4 protein-coding genes and 1 pseudogene are annotated in these 4,603 nt (G+C 53.4%); 3 read left to right on the forward strand and 2 right to left on the reverse strand.

Annotation, left to right across the window (positions count from 1 at the left end; all coding sequences use genetic code 11):
* Nucleotides 1-114 precede the first annotated feature (114 nt).
* Complete coding sequence (locus tag AD944_RS01220; RefSeq protein WP_045543219.1) at nt 115-435, reverse strand: hypothetical protein; 321 nt, start codon at nt 433-435, stop codon at nt 115-117.
* Between the two features lie 156 nt (nt 436-591).
* On the opposite strand from AD944_RS01220, the gene AD944_RS17310 reads away from it, so the two are divergent.
* From AD944_RS17310 to AD944_RS01230, 3 genes are read left to right on the forward strand one after another with little or no spacing between them, the layout of a single operon-like run.
* The gene (locus AD944_RS17310; protein WP_236709289.1) at nt 592-1,383 is read left to right on the forward strand and encodes a sigma-54-dependent transcriptional regulator; all 792 of its coding nucleotides are present in this window, start codon (nt 592-594) and stop codon (nt 1,381-1,383) included.
* Between the two features lie 23 nt (nt 1,384-1,406).
* Nucleotides 1,407-1,814, forward strand: a complete 408-nt coding sequence (locus AD944_RS17315) for an AAA-type ATPase lid domain-containing protein (protein WP_236709288.1) — start codon at nt 1,407-1,409, stop codon at nt 1,812-1,814.
* Nucleotides 1,804-3,024: a sensor histidine kinase gene (locus AD944_RS01230; protein ID WP_045543218.1), complete on the forward strand. Its 1,221-nt coding sequence runs from the start codon at nt 1,804-1,806 to the stop codon at nt 3,022-3,024. Before AD944_RS17315 ends, AD944_RS01230 begins: the two co-directional genes overlap by 11 nt.
* Before the next feature lie 56 nt (nt 3,025-3,080).
* Here the strand turns inward: AD944_RS01230 and AD944_RS17680 are convergent.
* Nucleotides 3,081-4,464: pseudogene (locus tag AD944_RS17680) on the reverse strand (DUF6538 domain-containing protein).
* Nucleotides 4,465-4,603: the final 139 nt, after the last annotated feature.

Here is a 4,603-nt window from a genome sequence, read left to right on the forward strand (position 1 = left end):
AACCCGATGTACAACCCTTCTGTGAGATTTCCGCGTCGATATCGCCTGCCATGCCTGGAACCAGCTCGTCGATCAACCTTGGCGCATCATGTCAATCGGACTGCGCAATTGGGCTCATGGGTTATAGCAATCAACGGTTGGTATAACATGCAAAGGGGCTACAGTGGCCCGTAGCGGCAGATAATCGAGAAAGGGTGCAGACTGCACTGTGGCCACGGAAAGCTGGTCACGCTTGACGGACAAGGAGCCGGAAGCGGGGACAAGATGCCACCCACCCCAGATCAGCAGGACAACTGCAACGGGGCTACCATAACGCACGGCGCGACGCAGAAAGATCTTTCGGGCGGATGGAACAACCGCCCGGTCCATGCCGGAGCCGGACAAGGGCTGAGGTTTTTCTGGCATTTCCACGTTGCCTGAAACCGGGTGACGCATACACTGTTTCTCCTCTTGAAATACAGTGTATCGTAGAATCATAAAATTATATCCTATTGAAAAATAAAGGATATTTTTACTGTCGTTTATGTGTCTGTTCGGAAATGGACGGACTGTCCGGAAACGGACACCTTTCAGGGAGCTGTCAACAGAATAATGACGACATTTCGAAGCAAAGTGAGAGAGACCGATACGGCTCACGATGCAGGTTCGCCATGCCTGCTGTTTGTTGATGATGATCGGGATATTCAGGTTGCGGCCCGTCTACTCTTCCAGCGGCGGAGAATTAAAATATTGTCCGCCTATGATGCTGCAGAGGCCTTGACGCTGCTGGCCTCTCATCCTGTTGACTTGGTGCTGCTGGACCTTAACTACACCAAAGGCGCACGCACCGGTGCAGAAGGGCTGGCTTTACTGAAAGATATGCTTGTGTTGCGGCGGGATTTGCCAGTTCTTGTCGTTACTGGGCATAGCGGGGTGAGCATAGCGGTTGAGGCGATGCGGACAGGTGCGACCGATTTTGTCATGAAGCCCTGGAACAACGACCGGTTGGTCAGTCTGGTCACCAGTGTTCTGGAAAAATGTGGTCGCAATAATGGTTTTGACGTAGAGCCGGTTCTGATCACGGCCTCCGATGCCATAAAGCAGATTGTTAGTGAGGCAGACCGGATTGCCCCAACGCGCGCATGTGTCCTTATTTCCGGCCCTTCAGGGGTTGGGAAAATGCTTCTTGCACGGCGTATTCAGGATCTTTCGTCAGAAGCCAGTGCTGCGCAGAGTTTTAGTGCAGAAGACTGTGGTGATTTGCCACAGGAGGGCGGTGTATGGATATGCCGGGAAATAGAAGCGCTTTCTCCAACGCTACAGCGCCGTTTGACAGACCGGCTTGACGGGAGTGCTCCACCGCGCCTTATAGCCCTGTCCTCACTGGATTTTGCGCAGCGCTGAGTGAACGCCTGCAGCCCAAGCTGATGTTGCATCTTGGTATGGTGAGTCTGGTAATTCCACCTTTGCGGGAGCGGCCAGAGGATATTGCTGCTTTGGCCAGCCACTTTCTACATTATTTTTCCGCGCGGCATGGGCTGCCTGAACCCCAATGTGACGCGGACCACATTGCGGCCCTACAGGCCGAGGCATGGCCCCAAAATGTAAGGGAACTGCGGGCCGCACTAGAACGCGTGGTGATTATGGGAGAATGGCAGCTCTCCGCAAGCAAGGCTGCAAACCAGGCCTCTGAACCACTGACCTTGCGCGACACAGAAAAATCACTGGTTGAGGCTGCGTTGCGTCGACACAGTTTTAACGTGACACAGGCCGCCAAAGAGCTGGGCCTGACACGTCCTGCACTCTACCGGCGCATGGCCCGTTATGGGCTTTAAACTCCATAAAGCCTCGTTTGCCGTAATCAGGCTCACTGGGCTTGTTGCAGCATGCCTGCTGCTTACGCCTGTCTGGCAACGGGGCCTTTATGCCACGGCCTCTCTTCTGGTGTGCGTGGGTGTTGGGTGCATTGTGTCTCTGGTTGCAACACAGATTGATCTGGCCCGGCGGAATCAGCGTAGTGAACCCTCAGTCGTCACGACGACTGATCGTGAAAAACTGCGCAACCGTGCCCTGCTGGACCATGCGCCCGTGCCGTTGTTGTTCCGGAGTGTGGATGGCACATTGCACGCTGCAAACCGCGCGGCACGCAAACTGTTTAAAACGGAAGATCGCCTAATAAATCCTCCAGCCGAATTGCTTGCGGCCTTGACTGACAAACGCGTTTCTTCTGAAGGTCGTATGATAAGGCTACATTCTTCCGCCGATAGTCGGTTACGGATGTATGCGCTGTCAGTCGGGCAAGGAGCCGGAGTAGGGGGGATTGTTGAGTATCTAGCGCTGACCAATGTGGAAGCTGGCCTGAAGGCAGCTGAAGCACAGGCGTTGCGGGATCTGCTTCAGATTTTGAGCCATGAGATTATGAACTCTCTTACGCCCATTGTCTCCCTTTCCGTCACGGCGGAAGAGTTATTTACAGACGCTGATAAGGATGCATCCTCTCCCCTTATCCGTGAAGCATTGATGACCCTGCGGAGGCGAGCAGAAGGTCTGGATAAATTTGTAAGGGGTTACCGGGAACTCGCGCGGCTGCCTCCACCGGATTTGGCTCCTGTTGAGCTTGAAGTGCTCCTGCGTGAGACGCAAACGCTCTTTCACGCCCGCTGGGGTAATGGCGTCCCGCTTGAATTGTGCCTTCCCTTCACACGGGTTTTGATTAGAGTGGATAAAGTTCAGATCGAGCAGGCTCTGCTTAACATTCTCAACAATGCGGCAGAGGCGTGTGCAGGTCAGCCTTCACCCTCGGTCCAAATTGTTGCTGAGGTTATTGATGGTGCTGCGGTGATCATCGTCAGGGATAATGGAATGGGTCTTGACCCGTCCTTACACGAAGAGATTTTCCATCCTTTTGTCTCGTTCAAAGAGAACGGAAACGGAGTAGGTCTCAGTCTGGCAAGACAGATTATACTAGGTCATGGAGGCGCTTTGGAGGTCGATGCCCCAGAGCCGGAAGGTCCCTGGAGCACAGCATTCAGGATGCGTTTGTAAATCGGGCTGCTTGCTGAAGAGCTGCAATCATGTCTTTCGTTATCACCTCACAGCGATCATAGATTTTGTCTTAAACGGAACGTCGGACACCTAACAGTTTCCACAGTCTGCTTGAGATTTTCGGTAGTAATACCTGAGAGATAGGTTCTGGCCCCCTGACTTTTGTGACTGGCTTCATGACCCAATAGAGCATCAATCCAGAGTTCTCGGAGGTCTCCGGCTTGATTGCGTAGGCGGGTCGAGACCGTGTGTCGGAAGCTATGGAACGTAATGGCGGCAGGAAGGTCAATTGTTGTTTTGAACTTCGAGAAATTCCGGCCAAAGTCGGTACCACGCGGCCCGCTTTGGGGTGTTTTCAGTTCCGAGAACAGGAATTTCTCGCCGTCTTTCCTGAAGTCCAGAATGCCCCAGTCCAGCAAAGTGCTGTGAATGGGTACATTACGGGTGCCTGCTTCTGTCTTGGGTGTCCATTTATCTTCGGGGTGCGGGCGGATAAGGAAACACGGAATGCCATCGACCTCCTGAATATCCTCATTCCGTAGATTACAGATTTCTTCCAGCCTCATGCCGGTATAGGCAGCAATAAGGGTAACAAGCCGGAAAGTCGGTTCAGGCACCAAGGAACTATGCCATGAAGCAGATGCCAGTAGTGCCAGTTCCTGTGGTGTCCAGCTTCTTCGTACGGTCTTGGGGCCCTTTCAAAGTGCCAGCCGGACCAAGGGTTTTTTGCCACCAATTCCCTTTGCACCAGTTGGTTCCACAAAGCCGACAGACGGAGCATGTGGTTTTTCACGCTTTTATTGCTCAGGGTCGGGAGACCATCAGACCTAGCTCTCTGTGCCTCCTGTTGCAGTGTCAGATTGCTTTTACCTTTGCCAGTGTCGCAGGCAGGGTAAGAAGCAGATCACGAAAAGCTCCGGCCTGACTGCCGCCGATGTCACTGACAGGCGTATCCCCAAAAGCCCGGATATAAAGGGCAACCGTTCTTTGAGTTGCCTCCTTGGTATCAGTGCTGGCGTTGGGGTTACTCAAGACAAACTGCATCAAAGCGCCCGAGAGCATGAGGGCAGGTGGTTTCTTCTTGGTGCGACGAGGTTTTCTGATAACTTTACAGGTCAGCTTCTCCCTCGGTTTTACGGTCTTCCGTTGGGGAGCAGAGGTTGCCTCCGCTCCCTGAGCATTCTTTTCAGGTTCCAGCGTCACCGGGCTTTGAAAGGTGAGGAGGGATGTCAGTTCTTTGTCTGAGAACCGGCCCTGCATGGTTCGGGCTTTATGGAAAACTTCGCCTGTCCGGGCATAAAGGGCAGCAGCCCGTTGACGGGCCAGAAACTTGCTTTCGGTTTGCAGGGAGAGGGAGATTTCTGTTTTGCCAAGACAGGCTTGCAGCACGACGGGGACGGCACGGCGGAAGTGGTAATGAGAGCCGATAAGACGCAGCATGTGAGTTCCCAGACTGGGAAGACAACCGGGAAAGTCCCGTTCACCCATCACAATCCGGTTTTATGGCGTCTTTTCAAGGTTGTAGCGTAAAAGTCTGAGGGACTCGACGCGGAAATCTCACAGAAGGGTTGTACATCGG

This window comes from Acetobacter tropicalis (genome assembly GCF_001580915.1).
Lineage (GTDB): Bacteria > Pseudomonadota > Alphaproteobacteria > Acetobacterales > Acetobacteraceae > Acetobacter > Acetobacter tropicalis.

Excerpts from the sequence above, each read along its gene's own strand:
- AD944_RS01230 (WP_045543218.1), top strand. The coding sequence starts at position 1,804 with ATGGGCTTTAAACTCCATAAAGCCTCGTTTGCCGTAATCAGGCTCACT.
- AD944_RS01220 (WP_045543219.1), bottom strand. The coding sequence starts at position 435 with ATGCGTCACCCGGTTTCAGGCAACGTGGAAATGCCAGAAAAACCTCAG.
- AD944_RS17310 (WP_236709289.1), top strand. The coding sequence starts at position 592 with ATGACGACATTTCGAAGCAAAGTGAGAGAGACCGATACGGCTCACGAT.
- AD944_RS17315 (WP_236709288.1), top strand. The coding sequence starts at position 1,407 with ATGTTGCATCTTGGTATGGTGAGTCTGGTAATTCCACCTTTGCGGGAG.